Source organism: Flavihumibacter fluminis (assembly GCF_021491375.1).
In the GTDB taxonomy this organism is placed as follows: Bacteria; Bacteroidota; Bacteroidia; order Chitinophagales; family Chitinophagaceae; genus Flavihumibacter; species Flavihumibacter fluminis.
In genome coordinates, this window is record NZ_JAKEVY010000006.1 from 35773 (window position 1) to 55295 (window position 19523).

At 46.2% G+C, this 19523-nt stretch carries 18 protein-coding genes; 8 read left to right on the top strand and 10 right to left on the bottom strand.

The window, feature by feature from the left end:
• Window positions 1-40 precede the first annotated feature (40 nt).
• Window positions 41-1648, bottom strand: a complete 1608-nt coding sequence (locus L0U88_RS19040) for an OmpA family protein (protein WP_234868170.1) — start codon at window positions 1646-1648, stop codon at window positions 41-43.
• Window positions 1649-1774: 126 nt separating this feature from the next.
• Here L0U88_RS19040 and L0U88_RS19045 point away from each other — a divergent pair, with 126 nt between their 5' ends.
• Together L0U88_RS19045 and L0U88_RS19050 are read left to right on the top strand one after the other, a co-directional pair.
• The gene (locus tag L0U88_RS19045; protein ID WP_234868172.1) at window positions 1775-3088 is read left to right on the top strand and encodes a M16 family metallopeptidase; all 1314 of its coding nucleotides are present in this window, start codon (window positions 1775-1777) and stop codon (window positions 3086-3088) included.
• Between the two features lie 17 nt (window positions 3089-3105).
• Window positions 3106-4506: a M16 family metallopeptidase gene (locus L0U88_RS19050; RefSeq protein ID WP_234868174.1), complete on the top strand. Its 1401-nt coding sequence runs from the start codon at window positions 3106-3108 to the stop codon at window positions 4504-4506.
• A gap of 46 nt (window positions 4507-4552) precedes the next feature.
• On the opposite strand, the gene L0U88_RS19055 is transcribed toward L0U88_RS19050, so the two are convergent.
• Window positions 4553-5668 (bottom strand): cytochrome-c peroxidase, encoded by a 1116-nt coding sequence (locus L0U88_RS19055; protein ID WP_234868176.1) that lies wholly within the window; start codon window positions 5666-5668, stop codon window positions 4553-4555.
• Window positions 5669-5738: 70 nt separating this feature from the next.
• Here L0U88_RS19055 and L0U88_RS19060 point away from each other — a divergent pair, with 70 nt between their 5' ends.
• Both L0U88_RS19060 and L0U88_RS19065 read left to right on the top strand, forming a co-directional pair.
• The gene (locus tag L0U88_RS19060) at window positions 5739-6482 is read left to right on the top strand and encodes a carboxypeptidase-like regulatory domain-containing protein (protein WP_234868178.1); all 744 of its coding nucleotides are present in this window, start codon (window positions 5739-5741) and stop codon (window positions 6480-6482) included.
• Window positions 6463-7107 carry a YdcF family protein gene (locus L0U88_RS19065; protein WP_234868180.1) on the top strand — a complete coding sequence of 215 codons (645 nt, stop codon included), beginning with the start codon at window positions 6463-6465 and terminating at the stop codon, window positions 7105-7107. The genes L0U88_RS19060 and L0U88_RS19065 overlap by 20 nt, the downstream gene beginning before the upstream one ends.
• 98 nt (window positions 7108-7205) lie before the next feature.
• Here the strand turns inward: L0U88_RS19065 and L0U88_RS19070 are convergent, their stop codons facing one another.
• The 7 genes from L0U88_RS19070 to L0U88_RS19100 all read right to left on the bottom strand — a co-directional run bounded on the left by L0U88_RS19070 (window position 7206) and on the right by L0U88_RS19100 (window position 15401).
• Window positions 7206-8330, bottom strand: coding sequence for a M20 family metallopeptidase (locus tag L0U88_RS19070; RefSeq protein WP_234868182.1), 1125 nt, complete (start codon window positions 8328-8330; stop codon window positions 7206-7208).
• 4 nt (window positions 8331-8334) lie between these two features.
• Window positions 8335-10290 (bottom strand): ligand-binding sensor domain-containing protein, encoded by a 1956-nt coding sequence (locus tag L0U88_RS19075; protein WP_234868184.1) that lies wholly within the window; start codon window positions 10288-10290, stop codon window positions 8335-8337.
• A gap of 1 nt (window position 10291) precedes the next feature.
• Window positions 10292-11368, bottom strand: coding sequence for a dihydrodipicolinate synthase family protein (locus L0U88_RS19080; protein WP_234868186.1), 1077 nt, complete (start codon window positions 11366-11368; stop codon window positions 10292-10294).
• Window positions 11369-11370: 2 nt separating this feature from the next.
• Window positions 11371-12399, bottom strand: coding sequence for an NAD-dependent epimerase/dehydratase family protein (locus tag L0U88_RS19085; RefSeq protein ID WP_234868188.1), 1029 nt, complete (start codon window positions 12397-12399; stop codon window positions 11371-11373).
• Between the two features lie 5 nt (window positions 12400-12404).
• Complete coding sequence (locus L0U88_RS19090) at window positions 12405-13616, bottom strand: NRAMP family divalent metal transporter (protein ID WP_234868190.1); 1212 nt, start codon at window positions 13614-13616, stop codon at window positions 12405-12407.
• A gap of 84 nt (window positions 13617-13700) precedes the next feature.
• Window positions 13701-14552 carry a universal stress protein gene (locus tag L0U88_RS19095; protein ID WP_234868193.1) on the bottom strand — a complete coding sequence of 284 codons (852 nt, stop codon included), beginning with the start codon at window positions 14550-14552 and terminating at the stop codon, window positions 13701-13703.
• A gap of 9 nt (window positions 14553-14561) precedes the next feature.
• Entirely contained in the window at window positions 14562-15401 is an 840-nt protein-coding gene (locus tag L0U88_RS19100; protein ID WP_234868195.1) for a universal stress protein, read from the bottom strand.
• 105 nt (window positions 15402-15506) lie between these two features.
• On the opposite strand from L0U88_RS19100, the gene L0U88_RS19105 reads away from it, so the two are divergent.
• The 4 genes from L0U88_RS19105 (at window position 15507) to L0U88_RS19120 (ending at window position 18598) form a co-directional block, all read left to right on the top strand.
• Window positions 15507-16799, top strand: a complete 1293-nt coding sequence (locus L0U88_RS19105; RefSeq protein ID WP_234868196.1) for an O-acetylhomoserine aminocarboxypropyltransferase/cysteine synthase family protein — start codon at window positions 15507-15509, stop codon at window positions 16797-16799.
• A gap of 79 nt (window positions 16800-16878) precedes the next feature.
• Entirely contained in the window at window positions 16879-17844 is a 966-nt protein-coding gene (locus L0U88_RS19110) for a glycoside hydrolase family 5 protein (RefSeq protein ID WP_234868198.1), read from the top strand.
• A gap of 35 nt (window positions 17845-17879) precedes the next feature.
• Entirely contained in the window at window positions 17880-18206 is a 327-nt protein-coding gene (locus L0U88_RS19115; RefSeq protein ID WP_234868202.1) for a hypothetical protein, read from the top strand.
• 92 nt (window positions 18207-18298) lie between these two features.
• Entirely contained in the window at window positions 18299-18598 is a 300-nt protein-coding gene (locus L0U88_RS19120; protein WP_234868204.1) for a hypothetical protein, read from the top strand.
• Between the two features lie 87 nt (window positions 18599-18685).
• Here L0U88_RS19120 and L0U88_RS19125 read toward each other — a convergent pair whose 3' ends face one another.
• On the bottom strand, window positions 18686-19480 hold the full coding sequence (locus L0U88_RS19125) for a M57 family metalloprotease (RefSeq protein WP_234868206.1): 795 nt from the start codon (window positions 19478-19480) through the stop codon (window positions 18686-18688).
• Between the last annotated feature and the right edge of the window lie 43 nt (window positions 19481-19523).

The window sequence follows — 19523 nt, forward strand, 5'->3', positions numbered from 1 at the left end:
TTTTAATGAATGCCTGCCTTAACCTGTCAGCTAAGCTACATTAATTCTTTAAAATGGTAAACTCAACCCTACGATTCAGCTGACGGCCATCATCTGTTTCATTGGAAGCCAGCGGTTTGGTTTCTCCATAACCCTGGGATCTCAACCTGGATGCTGCAATTCCTTTGGAGATCAGGTAGTTCATCACCGAGCGGGCACGGTTATCGCTGAGTTTGTAGTTATAATCATCCGAACCTTTGCTGTCGGTATGTGCCGCCAGTTCGATTTCGATGGCCGGATTTTCAGCCAGCAATTTCACTACCCGATCCAGCTCCACAAAGCTTTCCTTGCGCAAATCCCATTTGTCGAAATCAAAGAAGACATTGTTCAGTCTTACAGTCTGCCCAATTTCAATGGGAACCAGGTAGAGGTCTTTGTGAATTTCAGTATAACCAGCCTGGATCATGGAATCCAGGTTCAGGTTTTCAGACATAGAGAAGAAATGGTTGGCAGTTGCCCGAATGCTGTAATTGCGATTGAAGGGCAATACAATTTTAAAGGCTCCATCAAAGGGACTGGAAAGTGCATTGCCCACCTGCACCCCATCCGGCAGGGTTTCATATAAGAGGGAAGCAGCAATCGGCTCGCCAGTTTTCTTATTATACACGTTGCCGGTTACCATTACTACAGGATCCGGTTTTTTCTCTTCCAGGAGCCGGACCCGTACAATATCACTGGCACCATAACCTTCTTCACTGGTAGTGAGGTAGGCAAATTCTCCTCCCGCATCCATGGTGAAAAAAGCATCCCAGTTTTCAGAATTGATTGGGGCTCCGAGGTTTTCAGGATCTGACCATTTGGTCCAGCTATCATCCAGCCGGCGGGCTTTCCAGATATCATTATCTCCCAAACCACCTACACGGTTACTGCTGAAATAAAGGGTTACCCCATCCGCAGCCAGGTAGGGCGTCATCTCATCGGTTTCTGGCAGGTTGATTTTCTTACCCAGGCTTTTAGGTTCGGTCCAGCTGCCGTCTGCTTTTAGAAAACAAACAAAAATATCATTCAGTGAACTGCCTTCTTCCGGGGTCATATAGAGCAGGAGGGTCTGGCCATCATGCGCCATGGAGGCACCGGAGAGCCGGCCCCGGTCATATTTGAAATAGTTTTTGATATTAAGCCCTTCGGGTGGACTCCAGCGGCCATCTTCCTGCAGCACGCACATGCTGATTCCTTTGCCCACATACCCTCCTTTCATAAAAGCACCACGGATCAGGATCCTGTTATTATCAGGAGAGATCCAGTATACAGCATTATAATGTGTCGTATTCAGTGGAGAAGCCAGGTGTTTGGCCTCACTCCAGTTACCCAGGGTATCGCGGAAAGCCACCCAGATATCCTGGCTGTTGGGCACCGAGCGGTACTTGGTATTACGAGGGTGATTTTCACAGATGAAAAAGAGGAGGTTGCCATCCGCAGAAATGGTAGGTCGCAGTTCAGGGAGTTCGGAATTGATACCGGGACCCAGGTTCTCGATCTTGATGATCGTATTTTCTTTTATCACATTTTCTTTCTGGGCAATGAGTTTGACGGTTGTATCAATGGAAGGTTGGGCGATACCAATGAAACAACAAAAAAGCAGTAAAAAAAGCAGGTAGCAGTTCTTCAAGGTCTGGATCTTTGATTCTACAACGTAAAGCCGTGAAAAATAATGTATAAGTAGCTGGGTTTTTTAGGAATGGTTGTTCTTCCCGGTGAACAATTGTTAGCTTTAAGGCGCACTAAACACACGATTATGAAGAAAATCTGGACGGGCCTCCTGCTACTTTGTGCATCGGTGGCCCAGGCACAGTTAAAAGCAGATGAAGTTCAAAGTTTTACCCTTGCCAACGGGATGAAATTCCTGGTGGTAGAGGACTTTTCCATTCCCAATGCCAATATGTACCTGTTTTACCGGGTTGGATCCCGGAATGAATACCAGGGCATTACCGGCTTATCGCATTTTTTTGAACACATGATGTTCAATGGGGCGAAGAAATATGGTCCCAAGATGTTTGATCGTACCATGGAATTTAATGGTGGCGCGAATAATGCCTATACCAGGGAAGATGTAACTGTTTACACGAACTGGTTTCCGGCTTCCGCAACCGAAGTGATCTTTGACCTGGAGGCCGACCGGATTTCCAGCCTGACCATTGATCCGAAAGTAGTGGAAAGTGAGCGCGGTGTTGTGATATCCGAGCGCAGTACAGGATTGGAGAATTCTCCTTACAGAGTTTTATTTGAGGCGGTACAGGGACAGGCATTTGCTGAGCACCCTTATCACTGGCCGGTAATCGGTTACCTGGATGATATGAAAAACTGGAAACAGGAAGACCTGGAACGCTATTTCAAAACCTATTATGCGCCGAATAACTGTGTAGTAGTGATGTCCGGAGCAGTGAAATTTGCAGATGTAAAAGCAATGGCCGAGAAATACCTGGGCCCCATACCTGCACAACCGGCGCCACCTGCGGTTCATATCAAAGAGCCCAAACAAACCGGAGAAAAAAGAATCACTGTACAGAAGCAGGTCGCCAATCCCTACCTCAGCATCGCCTGGCATACACCGGAGGCGAAACATCCTGATTATTATGCGTTGTCGCTTTTGTCAGATTTGCTCACACAAGGACAATCATCCCGCCTGTATTCCTTACTGGTGGATCAGAAACAACTGGCTACCTCAGTATTTGCACGGTATGAAGAAAGTTTTGATCCAACCTTGTTCAGCATTACAGCAACCGCTTCAAGAGGTGTGAAAACAGAAGACATCGAAAAAGAGATTTATGCAGCGTTGGAGTCCATCAAAAAAGAGGGTGTTACTGAAAGAGAGCTGGAAAAAGTAAAGAATGCCAAACTGATTGAATTCTATCGCCAGATTGAAACCATCAATGGGAAATCCAATAATATCGGCACCTATGAAGTGTTCTTTGGTGATTATAAAAAACTGTTTGATGCGCCATCGCTTTACAACAAGGTAACGATTGAGGATATCAAACGGGTTGCGGCAGAATATTTCACCAAACCGAATCGTACGGTTGGTGTGCTGGCAGCTAAAGTGGATGATTAACCTATTAATTCTAAGCAATGAAACAATTATTCAACATATTATTTCTGACAACAGTATTGGCGATGAGTGCCACTACTGTTCTACAGGCGCAGAATTTCAAGCTGCCTGCATACCAAAAGTTCACCTTGAAAAATGGACTAACGGTTTACCTGATGGAGCAAAAAGAGGTTCCCATGATTTCTGTGTCTGCTATCTTTCCGGCCGGCGCCATCTTTGATGGGGAAAAGGCGGGATTGGCTTCCCTGACAGCAGCAGCCCTGCAGCATGGAACAGCCTCCTATTCCAAACAGGAACTGGATCAGCAGATTGATTTCATAGGAGCCAGCATCAACAGTTATGCAAATAAGGAATATGCAGGCTTGTCATCTTCCTTTGCCAGCAAGGATATGGAGAAGATGCTGGCCATCTTAAACGAGGTATTGACTGCTCCGCGTTTTGATACAGCGGAATTTGCAAAAGAAAAAAAGCGTGCACTGATTCGGCTGGAACAACAGAAAGAGAGTCCGAGAAGTGTGATCGGTTCTTACTTTGATAAATTTCTTTATGGAGAGCATGTTTATGGAAATATTGTTTCGGGTACACCTGCAAGTGTACAACCCTTAAGTGTTGCCGATATCCGGGCATTTTATGCGAGTCATTATATTCCGAATGGTTCTGCCATTGCAATTGCGGGAGACTTTGATGCCAAACAAATGAAAGCACTGGTGACCAAAGCATTTGCAGGATGGAAAAAAGGTCCGGCTGTTTCGGATGCCAATGCCAAATCGGCTATTGCAAAGCCATCCGGCAACCGGGTATTGCTGGTGAACAAAAATGATGCACGGGAAACAACATTCTATATTGGTGCACCAGGTATCAGCAGAAACAATCCGGATTATATTGCCATTGATGTGATCAATACCCTGCTGGGCGGACGATTTACCTCTATGCTAAATGATGAGTTGCGGGTGAACAGTGGCCTGACCTATGGAGCCAGGAGTTCATTCAGCACGCTGAAATATGGAGGTGGATTTGCAATCAGCACGTTTACAGCAACTGAGAATACAGAAGCGGCTATTGACAAATCGCTGGAGGTATTGAACAGACTGCATGCACAGGGGGTTACAGAGGAGTCGCTTACTTCTGCAAAAAACTATGTAAAGGGACAGTTCCCGCCGGATTTTGAAACGAGTCGCCAGTTGGCTTCTTTAATGACCCAGATGTTCTGGTATGGATTCAATGAATCCTTTATCAATAATTTCCAGGCGAATGTAGATGGCTTAACGCTGGAGAAGGCGCGCCAGATCATCCAGACCTATTTCCCGAAAGATAAATTGCAATTTATACTGGTGGGCAAGTCGGAGGAGATTAAGAAGCTGGCTGAAAAATACGGGCCGGTAACCGAGGTTCAGATAACAGGTGAGAAGAAAGCGTTTTAATCATTATATAGTTGAAAAGATGCCCCTGCTTTTGTGGGGGCATTTTTTATTTAGGCAATTCCGGGCGTTGCACTTTAAAAGGGGCTGCAGTGATAGCATTCAGGAAAGCCTGGAGTGATTTTCTTTCAGCGGCTGTTAGGTTCAGTTTTTTGATTCGGTTACCTGCTCCGCCATCATTGAACAAATTGATGACATCTTCCATTTCGTTGTACCTGCCATCATGCATCCAGGGTCCGGTTCGCATGACATCGCGAAGAGATGGAGTTCGGAATCGACCCAGGTCTTCTTTCTTTTTCGTAACAGCAAAACGACCCGGATCCTCTTTGTGATCCGTTGAATCATAGAACCCCAGTGCATGAAATTGCTGATCTGAAAAATCTGGCCCATAATGGCAATTCATACATTGCGCCTTGGTGCGAAATAAATGAAGTCCCTCTATTTCTTCATCGGTAAGTGAATTGTATTCTCCCCTTACAAATTTGTCAAACCGGTTGGGTCTGCTAACAATCGTTTCTTCAAATGCAGCAATGGCATCCAGTATTCCTTCCATTGAAATTTCTTCTGAATCGTAGGCATTTTTAAAGAGCTGATGATAGCCTTTAATGGCCCTGATCTTTGGAATTAATTTGGTCAGGTCCTGGGCCATTTCATGGGGTTCGCTGATCGGATTAATGGCCTGTTGTTGCAGGCTTCGGGCCCGACCATCCCAGAAAAAAGTCTCCATTCTTGCAATATTCAATAAGGATGGCGTATTCCTTTTTCCCTGCAGGTGATCATGACCCAATGCTACTGCCCGGCCATCGGCCCATGACAAATCCGGATCGTGACAACTGCTGCACGATATCTGATTGGATGCAGATAAACGCGGATCAAAAAACAAGGTTTTGCCTAACAAAACCAGGGGATCGTTCAATGCTGCTATACTGGCGGAATCAGGCAGTGGCAAGGCCTCCAGTTCCTTCCAGGGCAGTCCGGGATCAATGCTAGGAGCCGGCCATAAACTAGTCGGTTTACCGTACATCTTTCTCAACGAACCTTTTTGTTCGGTCAATGCGACAGTAGCTATTCCGGTCAGCACAATGGCTGCAATCACCAGTAGTTGCTTCATTAAAATAATATAACCTCCTTTGTAAAGATAAACATGGAACTTGCCTTTCTTCATATTAAGAATGATTAACAAATGTTTGCAGGTTAACAGCAACTCCAATTCAGCTTGCTCATTAACTTTAACCATGACTGCCTTTCGACTTATCCTTACTGTCTTTTTTGGCGTGAGCTGTTTCCTTTCTACTGCTGCACAGCAACAACTATCCGGGACGGTTTTTGATGCGCAAACCGACTCCACCTTGCAGGATGTATTTCTGGTAAATTTGAACACGAATCAAACGACGACGGTATCCAAAACAGGGAGATACAGCATTCCTGCAGCAGAAGGTCATCGCATTGTTTTTTCTGCTATCGGATATGTGCCAGATACCCTGAGGGTAGAGTTTCACATGTTTGTAACCGGGTATGATATCTCTCTCAAGCAACGATACAACCTGCTTAAAACTGTTATTGTTACAGAAAGAGATTACAGCACTGATTCCCTTGAAAGAAGAGAAGCCTACCGCCATATACTCGATGAACCGCTTCCAGGAATTACAGGCAGGAATACCCCGCAATCTGGTTTCGGAATTGTATTGAGTCCGGCTAGCTTTTTCTCCTCCAAAAATCGCCAGGAACGCGAACTCAAGAAAAAACTCCTGGAGAATGAGAAGGTTGAATATGTTGATTACCGGTTCTCCAGGTCCTTTGTGCAGCGCTATACAGGCTTAAAAGGTGATTCCCTTCAGACCTTTATGTTACGTTTTCGGCCCAGCTATGAATTCTGTCGCCAGTCCAATGAAGAGGATATGATCAATTACATCAATGCAAGATTGAAAATCTACCTTCGCCGGGAAGAAAAACAAGCGAATGAAAGAAAGCGTCAATAAGGCAGCACGCCTGGTATGGGACTACCACCACATGAACCATTCCCTCGAAAAGTCCGACTGCATTTTCGCATTGGGCAGTCACGATTTGCGGGTTGCCGAATGGGCAGCGCAATTATGGCTGGAGGGATGGGCGCCTTTGTTGTTGCTATCCGGCGGACTGGGAAATTTCACCCAGGGCATGTGGACCGAAAAGGAAGCTGATAAATTTGCAGCAATTGCGCGAAAGATGGGTGTGCCGGAGGAGGTTATTCTGATTGAAAACCAGTCGACGAATACAGGGGAGAATATCCTTTTTTCCAAGGCATTGCTGGCAGCACGCGGACTGGATCCTCAACGTTTTATAGTGGTGCAGAAACCTTATATGGAAAGAAGGAGTTATGCAACGTTCAAAAAACACATGCCGGAAAAAGAGTTGCTGGTAACTTCCCCGCCACTCACTTATGATGACTACCCAAATGAAGAAATCCCGCTTGACAGAATCATCAATATCATGGTGGGCGATTTACAACGGATAAAAGAATATCCGGCGAAAGGATTTCAGATTGAACAGGAAATTCCGGAAGAGGTTTGGGATGCTTTTGAGTTGCTGGTGAGGGAGGGGTATGGAGAGCATCTCATAAAGTGAAACGTCAGACGTGAGACGTGAGAAGGAATGGAAGAAAGGACACCGGAAGATTGGGGAATGGAAGAAAGGGAAAGGGAGTCATAAAATGGATGCAGGCATCAGGTGGTCAGAAGGCGGAAGATGATGTCGCTGGCTTTTTCGATTTGGGTTATGTCGATGTGTTCATTGGCGGTGTGGGCCTGGGCAATGGAACCCGGACCAAATACCACACAGGGAATTCCAGCTTCCTGGTAAATGGCAGCATCAGTAGCATAGTGTGCTGTTTGTAATGTAGGATGAATTCCCTCCAACTCACAGGCATCTACAAGTGCTTTTAAATGTTTTGCATCAATGGCATTTTCAACTCCCATGGCCAATAAATAAGGCTCCTCGATCCGATATCCGGAAGGATCACCCAAATAGGGTTTCAATCCTTTTAAAATATCCTGCAGCGTCATACCAGGCAGCAGGCGATTGTCCAACTCAACACTACACAATGCCGGTACCGTATTCACTGTTTGTCCGCCTGTGATCCTTCCAATACTGGCGGTCGCCTGCCCTAAAACAGGATGCGTTAGCTTAGACAGACTTTTCGCATATGCTTCTACCCCCTGAAGTATCGAAGCCATCTTGTAAATAGCACTTTCTCCATTCCAGGGCATACTGGAATGACAACTCAGTCCATCTGTATGAATAAAAAACCGGCAAAGTCCCTTGTGCGCATAAATCAGGTTCAGTTCTGTGGGTTCTCCTACCACTGCATAGTCTGCTTTTATTCCCCTGGCCACCAGTTCTCTTGCACCGGAAAATGAATATTCCTCATCTTTTACGAAAGCCAGTACCACATTGTGTTGCAAAGATTTTCCCTCCTGAATAATCCGCCTGATCGCATAGAGATAGGTTGCAAGGGAAGCCTTGGTATCACAGGAACCGCGACCATATAACAACCCCTCACGAATCACAGGATCAAAGGGCGCAATGGTCATCTGCTCCTCAGAAACCGTATCCATATGCGCTTCCAGCATAATGGTGTGCGACTTACCTGCATCAATAAACGCTACGAGATTGGGCCGCTCTGCATCAGCGCCAAACAGTTCAGCACGAATACCCACATCTGCCAGAAAATCCTGAATATACAGAGCCATATTGCGCTCGGTATACATGGGACCGGTTAATCCTTTGCCCATAGGATTCACAGATGGAATCGCCACCAGTTGCCTTGTAATCGAAACCGCTTCGTGCATGTTGTTATTTTTCACTCACCTTATAACGCCACAATTCTGTATTACGTTTGAAATATAAGTCGCCTTTTTCATCCATCGCCAGCAAACCCGCATTTTCTTCCAGCATGTTTACTTCCAGTGTTCCGGGGTCGATCCTGAATAACCAGTTGCCTCCTGTTCCATAAACATATCCATTCGGGTGCATCACCAGGAAAGCACTTCTCCAGATATGACCACCACGGGATGGTGCTTGATGAATTCGTTGGGTACGCAGCACCTCCTTCAGGACCGGATCAAAAATGAACAAAACGCCATCCGCCATTCCCCAGATTTTTCCATCCGGAGTTTTCATCAGCCCTGTAATAGCCATTGCTCCTGGCAAAGGTGCAATATCAAAGACTTTCTGCTTCGTATCCAGATTCCACCCCACCAGTCGTGCCTCCGCGGCTGTAGGTTTAGCACCTAATCCACCACTGATCGAGCTTCCCATGATCACCATATCATTTATGGATACAAGGCTTACAATAGATTGATCCGGGATGATATTCACAATAGCATCAAGCTGTTGTTTTTCCAGGTCATAACTTACCAGTGCTCCTCCCAACTGTCCGTAATCCGGTACTGTTCCAAAAAACACTTTCTTACGCTCGGTTAAGGGCAGCACTGCAAAACCGCGACTTTGACCAGGTACCTGGCCCAGGTGTTTGGGGTTCCCCTGTTTGGGGTCCCAGGGTAATTTGGTGTTGTAGGAATAATAATGTCCATGCGGATAAATACCCATGAAAATGGTATCGCCAGAATATGCCATACCCTCCGTTTGTTCCAGCCCTTTGTATGAAGTTGTTACACCAGTGGCAGGATCATAGGCTGCATGTCCCCCCGCCAGATAACCTCCCATCCAGATGCGGCCATCCGGACCCTTCATTATAGACTGAATGGGAATCGGTTGTCCCGGTACATCGAGTTTATGAGTAGTGGCTTTCCTGTTTTTCACTGAAACCTGGTGATAAACCGCATTGGATGTAAGCAAGCTTAGTTTCTTTTTTCCATCCCAGCGAAAGGCGTTAGCACTACCTCTGGTTTCGGCTATAGGTTGGGGTAAGCTTCCTCTTTTTGAGAGATTCAATTGGTAGAGTTTTGATTTCATCGTATAATAAATGATAGCACTACCCGGTTCCTGTACAATTGTTTTCATATCGATTCCTTCCAACTCTCTTTCCACCAGCATGGTATTTAGATTGATGACAAGGGTCAATTGCCCGCCGGTCAATAAGGCCAGCAGGTAATCCGGCCCCTTATCCTGGTAAACGATTTCCAATCCATATACAAATTCCTTCTCTTTATATTTTGCAGGAAGGAGCTCACTTTTAGTGCCTGTCCTGGTATCAATTTCAACCAGGTGCGCATGGGAGCCTACTCCTGCGTAAAGTTTATCCGTCTTTTTGTTAAATGCCAGGCTTCTTACATAATTCTCACCTTCTACCAATGGACCTTTTCCAAGATCTGTAAATCCATCCTTCGGATGGTACCGAAATACCCGGCATCCCGGATAAGTAGCACCAAACAATTCTCCCTTCTTACCGGTTGTAAGGCTCCATACATAGGTTTGAGCAGGTAATACGAGTCCCAGGTTCTCTACTTCCTGTGTACCCGGTTTATGCCGGAACAGATACCCACTGGCACCTGGCACATACAACCAGCCATCCTCCGACCAGGCCATATCCCAAGCACCATCGGCACCGGGCAATGGCTGATCAACAACGAGATTTCCTGAAGCAGCATCATATCCAAGTAAATGAGCAGGCTCACCGCGAACCACCGTATAAATCCAGTTTCGTTTATTCGTATCCGTTAAAAATATACTGCCCTGGATCATGGCAGCACGGAGCTGAGGACCAAGGTTGGTGGATGCTGATTGCCCTTTCAATGTTTGCGTACAGACAATGAATAAAATGATAATCCAGAAAAGGGATGATTTCATGTTATGATAACAAATCGGACTGTTGAGATAAAAATTCAGTTACAAAGGCATCATCATTCATGTGCGGATAGGCTGTATAAACCCTGGTGATTTCATCCGCCTGTCCTCCTGATAATTGCTCTTTTTCATTGAGACACCAGGTTCCCTTAAGAAGTCCCTGCCTTCTCAGCACTTCATGAATGCCGGGAATACAACCATGAAAATCATGGGCTGGATCAAAAATAGCAGCATTGACATCTGTGAGGTGTACACCTTCCGCCAGCAAGTCTGCACGATTCAGTGAATTATCTGCCCGAACAATCTTGATGCAATCCAGCAATTCAACCGCCTTACTGGTCCAGATTGCCCACTGCCCCAACAGCCCCCCTGCAAAGTTTTTCTCTACCCATTGACCATTGATGTTAAACCGGAACGGAGTAATCAGATCAGCAATGATATTGTCGTCATTCCCTGTGTATAAGGCGATGGCATCCTTCCTCGGTGAAGCCGCCACTGCTCTTACCACATCCAGTGTGCAATACCGGTTAAAGGCTGCCACTTTGATGGCGACCACATTTTCAATAGTTGCAAATTCTTCCCAGAATGCATAGCTGAATATCCGTCCGCCAACAGCCGGTTGCAGGTAAAAACCGAACACAGGCATGATTGCTGCTACTGCTTTTGTTCGTTCCAATAATTTTTTTTCCGAATAATGAGACAACCCTCCCATGCTCAGCAATCCTATATCATACCCTAAGGAGACTGCCAGTTTAGCTTCAGCGATGGCCTGCTCTACCGGTCCGCAGATTCCTGCCACCATAATAAAGGGACGTTGCAGGCGGGCAGCTTCTACTTCCTCCATCGCAATACGCAATACCATTTCGAAGAGATTGATCTGTGGATCACGGATTTCAAACTGGGTGGAGTGACCACCAACTGCCATCCCACCAGCTCCACTGGCGATATAATACCTGGACAGCAATCGCTGTCTTTTTTCATCGAGCTTACGATCCGCAGTAAGAGCAAGCGGATGCGCGGGTATAACTGTTCCTTCCTGCAAAAGCGCAGTAAGGGCCGGCTTTAATTTCTTTTGTTCCATATTTAGAATTGTCCTTTTCTTTCCTGAAAATGAGTAGCTTTTCCAAATGTGTCGCCACCCTGTTTCATCCATTCTGCCGTTATATCAATAATATCCCGGATGGTGGTGCGTGGGTAACCGAATAACTGGTGGCAGTAAGAAGCGTTGTTTAATAGTGCAGTGGGTTCCGGTTCGCCAACCAGTACAGGATCTTTTGCGAATTGCTTTCCAAATTGTTCGGCAATCCATTGTACGGATAAGAGTTCAGGGCCGGTTACATTTACTATACGAGCCGGACTGCTGCAATGTCTCAAAGAACGAATCGCAATTTCATTGGCATCACCCTGCCAGATAACGTTTACGTTGCCTGAACCCAGGTCAATGGCCTTGCCTTCCCATACAGATTTTGCGATTTCCAATATCACACCGTATCTGAAATCAACTGCATAATTGAGGCGATAGATCAGGGTGGGAGTATTATTCTTTTCTGAGAAATACTGAAAAATTCGTTCCCGGCCCAAACAGGACTGGCCATATTCACCAATGGGTTCAGGAGCAACGGATTCATCCAATCCTCCTTTATGCAGTGGTGCAAACGGATATACATTACCGGTAGAAAATGCAACAATCCTGGAGTCTTTGAATTTTTCGGCTACACGTCCGGGTAAGTAACTGTTCATCGCCCAGGTAAAAGCCTCCTTGCCTGTAGTGCCAAATTTTTGTCCGGCCAGGTAGATTACATTTTCTACTTCGGGAAGTTCTTGCAGCGCTTTATCATCCAGCAGATCCACAGCAATGGTTTCCACCCCGTTGGCTTCCAGTTCTTCTTTCAGGCTGCTTTCTGAAAACCTCGATGCCCCAATTACTTTTTTGGAAATCCCGGCTGCCTGGATTGCTTCCACAGCCAGTTTCGCCATACTTGGCCCCATCTTGCCACCAACACCCAGCAGCAGGATATCCCCATCAATTTGTTTGAGGTCTTCGATTAAAGCTGCGGAGGGTGCGAGTAAGCGCTTTTCCCAGCTTTGTAAATCAGTTGTTCGGTCAGTCATGCTTGCTATTTTATAAAGAGTTCGTAAAAATTAAAAACTGCCAGTACCGTAATCAGCAGCCAACCCAGGTAACCCACCAGGGATTGATAACGGGTATTCACTTTTGATCCCATAATGGTTTTATCATTAGCAATGCTCAGCAGCGCAAATCCAATAAAGGGTACCAGGAAAATGGTTATGCTTTGCGCCAGTATGATCATCTCCAGGGGTAGTTTTCCAAACAGCACCGCCACGGTTGCACCAATTATCATAACAGTTGCTATCAGGAATTTGACTTTTGTATCGCGAAATCCATCCCCCCAACCCAGGGCATCTCCCATCAGGCTTCCTCCTACGGTAGCGTTACCGACAAGAGAGGAAAAAGAAGCACCAAAAAGTCCCAAATAAAACAGTCCGGATGCATATTCTCCATATAAAGGCTCCAATGCCTTAGCCATCCCGGCGGCATTGGTAACCTGGATTTGCTGGGGATGCAAAACTGCCGCTGCACAAATCAAAACTACTGCACTCATAATGCCAAGAATAAGGATGCCTGTAGTTGCGCTCGAATTTCCATTGGACAAATGGGGCTTTAACCGCCTGCGTTCTCTTTCCAGGTAAGATTGATAAACAGCTCCAACAATGGAGAAACAGGAAGCTATGAAGGCGATGATCAATCCGGTTGATCCTTGCGGAACTGTAGGAACAAGTCCGGATGCAATACCCGAAAGAGAAGGCTTCGTCATCAACAGGGTGGATGCAAAGGCAAACAACATCAATCCAACCAACGCAATCATCAGTTTTTCAAGTACAGCATAAAAACTGCGAAAGAAGAGCAGCGCAATTGAAGCACCCGTAAATAAAAGTATCCAGCCATTTGGCTTAGTATGCGTTGATTCTGAAAGTGAGATGCCAACTCCAATGGCATTACCAGCCTGGAAAGATGCCGTTACCAGAAAAATACCAAAACCGATCGCGATGGCTGCTGCATTACCCCATTTCTTCCGGAGCACAGAAAGAAAAGTTCCCGGTGCATTAGCTCCAACGCGGGCACCCATATTGGCATAACTGATCATAAAAAAGATGGCTACTACAATGATCCAGGTTAGCGCATAACCGTATTCAGCTCCCAGCCTGGAAGTGATGGTCATTTTACTGGGACCAAAAACAAGTGCCGCTGTAATAATACCCGGACCCAGCCTGGATAACCAGTTTCCAATGGAATGTTTGTCAGTCATTTCGTCTGCGTATTTTGTAAAATACGACCATCTTCTGACTTTGGAAAACCAGCAATAAATCCTGCTCCAATAGGCTCCAACTATTTATTCAATATCCGGCACCATCAGGAAAGGATGATTGGTGAGATAGGCCATGTGGCGGGTAAAACTTTCAAAGAGGAATTTCTGCAAAAAGTTCTTTTTCCTGCGAACCAGGGCCAGCAGGTCATAGGGGATCTCATCATCCAGGCGTTCCATCGCGTCCACTATGGAAGAGGTGCGGATCAATTTAAATTCCATCGGCTGGTCAGGAAACTCAGCCTGTAACCGGGTAGCATAGGCATCAAAGCGTTCCTGCTCCAGGCGGGCATCATCTGGGGTACCATGGCCATCCATCAAACGGGTAACAGTAACCGAAGCATCAAATAGATTGGCAATTCCGGATAAGAGTGGTAAAGCCAGTTTATCGGCAGCCTGGTAGTCGGTTGCCAGTACCAGGGTCTTTGGCAGTTTCCACTCATATCGTTCCGGGATCATCAGCACGGGCAAATCACTTTTTTCAATCACGCGGGAGGCGATGGTACCCACCAATGCTTTTTTCAAACCACTTGCCCCCTGCGTGCCCATGATGATCATATCGATGGCATTGTGTTCAGCAAAGCCCAGGATATTATCCACCACAGGAGATCGCCCGAGTACGGTTGAGATGATCAGTCCGGGATAATTTCCCTTGTATTTGTCCGCCAGCCGGTTGAGCTCTTTCACCAGGTCGGTTTCCATCTGCTTGTTATACGCAGTGAGTTTGGTCATATTATCAATATAACCTGACTCCGCCGGGGTATACAAATGATAAAGCACAACTGTACCGCCTGTTCTGGATGCCAGCTCCAGTGCATAGTTAAATGCTCTTTCGGAAGTGGGGGAAAAATCGGTGGGGACTAAAAATCGTTTCAGCATACTACTAATTTAATGATGAGCAATAAAGACCGGATTGTTTAATTCCTTAATCAGAACATCGGCCATACTGGATTTAAACCATCTCGAAAGGTCTGATCTTCTGTAAGCGCCAACAACCAGTAATTCGTTGCCGCTGTTGTTTCGAACATACCCTTTGATCTGCTCCTCTGATGATCCTCTCAATTGTATATAGTTCGCGTTGGGATAAAATCTGTTTACAAAATCCCGCATCAGTTTATTATTGGGTAGGTGGCTGGACTCACCCTCCGGGTGTACGGTTACGACTTGTACGTTGGGAGTTGCTGCCAGTCCCGGCAGGATATAACGGAAATGCTTAGCTGCAAATACCGAAGATGGTTTTCCATCATACAGAATGAATACCTCATCCACCGCTTGGTAAGCAGGGGGTACTACCAAAACGGGACAAAAACTGGACGCCATCAGCTTCTGTAAAAAAACGGATGGGATCTCTTCTTCTGCAAGGGAGAAACGCTCCAGTTTGCAGATAATGAGCAGATCCGCATAGGTGCTTTCTTCAATAACCACGCGATCCGCCAATCTTTTATCGCGATGAATAGAAAATGTAATTCCTGCCTTTTCACAGGCAGACTGAAACTGGCTCATAGCTTCCTCTCTTTTGGCTTCATCCAGCTTGTCGAGATTTTCCACCGTTTGGTCCACATCACTGGCGCCCATGATCACCCGGTACATATCATAACTGCGATAGGTTGGTTCCTCCGGAAATAAACCCACCAGTTGCGCCTGTTCCGACTTTGCGAGGCGGATCGCAAAATCAACTGTTCCCATGGAAAGTTGAAATCCATCCAGTACAAGCAGAAACTTTTTCATAGGTTTAAAAATAGAATCTACACCCTGCTTAAAAACTGATCCTGCTCAATTGTCCACTTGATTTACAATTCCTAGTATATTTGTAGACATTCAAAACAACAAACTATGGCCAAGCAACTCCGATTTGAAACCCTGCAGGTGCATGCCGGGCAGGAACCCGATCCGGTAACCAAATCCAGGGTGGTACCTATTTACCAAACCACCTCCTTTGTATTTGACAGTGCTGAACATGCAGCAAATCTGTTTGGACTGCGGGAGTTTGGTAATATCTATACCCGCCTGATGAATCCCACTACGGATGTATTTGAAAAACGGGTAGCGTTATTGGAAGGAGGAGTGGCTGCATTGGCCATGGCATCCGGACAATCAGCACAGTTCATTACTTTTCAGAACATCCTGCAGCAGGGCGATAATATCGTGTCTTCATCTTTCCTATATGGCGGGACCTACAACCAGTTCAAGGTGAGCTTCAAGCGGTTAGGCTTCGAGGTTAGATTTGCCAATGGGGATGATCCGGCTGATTTTGAATCCAAAATTGATGCCCGCACCAAAGCATTGTATGTTGAAACGATCGGCAACCCCGGATTCAGTATTCCTGATTTTGAGCGCCTGTCAGACATCGCAAAAAAGCACAACATTCCCCTGATTGTTGACAATACATTTGGAGCAGCCGGCTATCTCTGCCGCCCTATTGACTTCGGTGCGAATGTAATAGTTGAATCCGCTACCAAGTGGATTGGCGGGCATGGTAACAGCATTGGTGGTATCATTGTGGATGCAGGTAATTTTAACTGGGGCAATGGCAAGTTTCCTTATTTCACAGAGCCGGATGAAGCCTATCATGGCATGAAATTCTGGGACATATTTGGTTCAGGCGGACCATTTGGCAACATCGCCTTTATCATACGGGCAAGGGTAACCGGATTGAGAAGTCTCGGTCCTGCTGTGAGTCCGTTTAACTCCTTCCTTTTCCTGCAGGGATTGGAAACACTGAGCCTTCGGGTACAGCGCACGGTTGACAATGCCATGGAGCTGGCTGAATGGCTGGAGAAGCAACCCCAGGTGGAATATGTCAACTACCCCGGACTCAAGAACAACAAATACCATGCGCTGGCGAAGAAATACCTGCGGAATGGATTCGGTGGTGTATTGTCCTTCAAGATCAAAGGAGGCAAGGAAGCTGCTGATGCATTTGTGAACAAACTGGAACTGATCAGTCACCTCGCTAATGTAGGTGATGCGAAAACACTGATCATCCATCCGGCTACCACTACCCACGAACAGTTAAGTGAGGCGGAACAGAAATCAGCGGGAGTTGAACCCGGATTACTGCGCATTTCCCTGGGCATCGAGCATATTGATGATATCAAGGACGATATCACCCAGGCTTTCGGATAAGCTACTTTAGCGAATAAATTACAACACCACAGCAATGTGGTGTTTTTTTTGGAACTTACTGTTCACCAATCAACGATGCATGCGCCGGTATATCATTCTTATTTTGATTTTTTTGCCCACTCTCCTCTTTGCCCAGCCCGTTAAAAAATATGGGCAGCTGAAGGTAATCGGAACCCAGCTCTGTGATCAGCAGGGGCAGCCCGTTTTACTACGGGGCATGAGTTTTGGCTGGCATAATTTCTGGCCCAGATTTTATACTGCCGGTGCCGTAAAATGGCTACACAATGACTGGAAAGTGGACCTGGTGCGCGCTGCCATGGGGATTGAACCCAAACCTAACGGATACCTGCATGCGAAAGCGACCTCCCTGAAAGCCATTGAAACAGTAATCAGGGCGGCGATTGAGCAAAATATTTATGTCATTGTCGACTGGCATTCGCACAATATTCAATTGGAAGAGGCGAAAGCATTTTTTAAGGAGATTGCTGCACGCTATGGCAACTACCCGCATCTCATTTATGAAATTTTCAATGAGCCAGACCAGGAAAGCTGGGAAGAAGTAAAGGCTTATTCTGTTGAGTTGATCAAAACTATCCGGGCAATTGATACCGATAACATTATACTGGTTGGCAATCCGCATTGGGACCAGGATCTGCACCTGGTTGCGGATGATCCAATAAAAGGGCAGACGAATATTATGTACACCCTGCATTATTATGCTGCCACGCATAAGCAGTTTCTGCGCGATCGGGGTGAGTATGCGCTGTCAAAAGGGATTCCTCTCTTTATATCCGAATCCGCGGGGATGGAAGCAACAGGTAATGGTCCGCTGAATGAAGAAGAGTGGAAACGCTGGATCGACTGGTCAGAGAAAAATAAGATCAGTTGGGTAACCTGGTCGGTTTCAGACAAGGATGAAACCTGCTCTGTATTATACCCCTCCGCCTCCTCCGAAGGGGGCTGGAAAGAAACTGATCTCAAGCAATCCGGCATCCTTACCCGCTCCTACCTGCGTGAACGATTTAACAAAAATCTAAATAAGTAAGCAACTGGGCACTAGTATCTTTGCATTACCAAAAAATGAAAAAGGTACTAACCATATTGCTCGGTCTTCTGTTCCTGGTGGCAAGTTTGCCGGGAGCGGCCCTTCAGCAGTTGGTGGATCCTGCTTCCCTTGCTGAGATCACAAACAGCGGAGATCAAAGATCTACCACGGAAGAAAAGCAGGAGGAGCATTTCATTCATTACCGAACCAGGGTTCAGGCAGCCCAACTGCCGGTATCAACCCCTGTTCGTGAACAAGTGCTTGGTTCAACCAATCTTACAAAACAGGAGCGGCTGACCACAAGGGTTCATTTTGCCCCAGACTCTCCCCTCTATCTGCAGCACCGAAGTTTTCTGATTTAGGCTGGTCTCACTTCTTTATTTAACTGACGCATCTGATCAGATGACGATCAGCAAACCGTGTATTTCATTTTTTAATCCATCAATTACATAGCATGAAAAAGATAGCAAATACTCTTTTTATAGCAGCACTTACATTCGGAACAGCCATGGCGCAGGACAAGCAACCTGTAAAAGCCGCCCAGAAAGGATTTTATTCCATGAAAAACAAGGCAGCTGAACTGCCATCCAATAAACAGCCGGTAAGCGAAACTGCCCTGAGCAGGAAAGCCCCGGAAGTTAAAAAAGGCTATTACTCCATCGGCCGGAACAATGAGAAATTACCAGCCCCCACCACCATCGTGGTAATCGGTGATATCTCTCCGGTTAGAAAAGGATACCATAGCATTCAGTAAGTTGAGAGGTTGAGGTTGGTTCCCATAAAGAGAGGCCGTTCGTGTACTACGAACGGCCTCCTTCATGCAAGTACGGATGCTTGAGTGTTAGTATAAGTAAGCAAGTGCCGTTTTATCATTGTTATTGAAAGGTCTGTTCTGACCACTGCCGATACAAGCCAGCATCCAGGAATTGGGATCCGGTCCGGCTGGTGTACCAGGAATCAGAATAGCACCAACAGTAGAAGCACCTTCATTAGCAGTTGAACCGCCACAGCTATAAGAGCGATCCATATAATCAGTGTGACGGAATCCAATGCAATGGCCAATTTCATGTGCCAGGATAGTAGCAACAGTAGCCTGAGGCTGGTTTCCGATCTGGCGCGTAGCAACTAAAACCTGGTTGTAAGGATTGCCGTTGCTGGTAGGAAATCCTGCGGAAGCCAGGTAACGTGCATTACGGGGTGCAGCTTTGATAGCGATACTGGCTCCTGAACTAACCCGCTGAAAGGTGATCTGTAAATTTTCCGCATTAAAGCGGGCAATCGCATCATCAGTAGCAGCAACATAAGAGGAGGGAAGTTTTGAATCCACTGAAATGGTTATAACCCTGGGCAATCCTGTTACGAGGTTGGTAGTCCGGTACTGCTCAGATTCTCCCACCCTCAGAATGGTTCCATTGTGAGCGCGTTTCAAATCTGAACCTGGAATAAAAATATCGCCTTCCACGATATAGCCCCCTTCTGTGGCCATGATGTTCTGGGTTGAGAAGCCCATCGCTTTTACACTGTTAATAACATCATTGGTGATGGTTTCTTCCTGTACGGGGGCGTCGTTTTTCTGACAGGAGGTAGCACTGAATAGCAGCACAGCAGCAGCTGCAACATAAAATTTGTTCAACATAGGTGTGTGTGTTTTTAGAGTCTTAAAATACTGTTAAAGTACT